Genomic DNA, 1,168 nt, shown 5'->3' on the forward strand with positions numbered 1-1,168 from the left:
ACCTGCTAGCAGCCAACAACGACTATCCATAATAGACATCGAGCACGGTGCCGCGCTAATCTCTAGGTCGCAGGTTCGAGTCCTGCCGGGGGCACCACCAGCGGAAATGCCGCGCGCGGTCAGCGCGCGGCATCCGCCGGGGCCGAGAATTCGGCGCCATGCCACGGGTCGCGCCGGTGGCGCCGCAAAGAGCCCACTGTGGACGGCCCGCCAGGTCCGCGATCTTCGACACGACCGGACGCCGGATCGCGCAGCGGCCGAATGGGCCAACAGCTCCGGGCCGAGTTCCACTTGAGACACGCTTGTTATCTGGCGCCGCCACGTGAAATGCGCGACGGAGCGGTCACGCGCAGCCACAATCGACCCCAGCGAGGACCCCGTGGACCACAACGAATCGCCAAACCGGCGGCGCGCCGGGAACCGGGCGGCGCGCGCGCTGTTCGACGAGGCGCGGCGTGCCGGGCTCGTGCGGCGGCACCTGCTCAAGCTGCGCTACCTCGCCGATCACCCGCAGCAGCAGGGGGAAACCCCGGCCGCGCCGTTCCCGCTCGATGGCACACCGCGCCGACGACGCCGCACACCACCCGCAGTTCAGCTGGTGTTCGACTTCGCACCGGAAGGAGAACCGAACGACGACAGGACAACCACCGGACAGTCCACATCGGACGCTGCCTGACGCCCGACCGTAGGCGAACCGTATCTTCGAGTGACGAAGGGAGGCGCCGTGGACGTCGAGCAGGTGCGGGAAGCCGCCGTCGAACCGTACGTGGACGGGGTGCCGGTGAGCAGGGTCGTCGACGTCGTCGGGCGGCGGTCCGGGGAGCCACGGCCGGTAGTGCTGAAGGTGACGCCGCTGGACGGCCGGCAGTACGTCTGCGCACCCGACGGTCGCGGCTGGGTGCGCAACCTGCTCGCCGCCGGGTACTGCCGCGTAGAGCGCGACGGGCCGCAAGGCCGGGACACCGTCCGGCGCGTCCGGCGCGTCGGCGACGAAGAAGCGCAGCCCGTGCTCGAAGCCCAGGCCGCGAACTTCCCGGACGGCCGGCCCACGACCGTGTTGCGCCTCGAACCCCTGGACTAGCTGTGATGTCCAGGGAGGTTGGTCAGCCGGGTGATCGGTGGGTGGCCTCCGACGGCGCTGTGGGGTCGGTGGTGATTGTAGAAGTGG

General features: G+C 70.0%; 2 protein-coding genes. Both read left to right on the forward strand.

Features of this window, described 5'->3' with window-relative positions; translation table 11 throughout:
* Positions 1-379: 379 nt before the first annotated feature.
* Positions 380-676: a hypothetical protein gene (locus tag AB0878_RS49395; RefSeq protein WP_366590657.1), complete on the forward strand. Its 297-nt coding sequence runs from the start codon at positions 380-382 to the stop codon at positions 674-676.
* A 48-nt stretch (positions 677-724) separates the two neighbouring features.
* Positions 725-1,081: a hypothetical protein gene (locus AB0878_RS49400; protein ID WP_366590659.1), complete on the forward strand. Its 357-nt coding sequence runs from the start codon at positions 725-727 to the stop codon at positions 1,079-1,081.
* Positions 1,082-1,168 lie beyond the last annotated feature (87 nt).

The sequence above is a fragment of the Amycolatopsis sp. NPDC047767 genome, assembly GCF_040704195.1.
Classification (GTDB): Bacteria; Actinomycetota; Actinomycetes; order Mycobacteriales; family Pseudonocardiaceae; genus Amycolatopsis.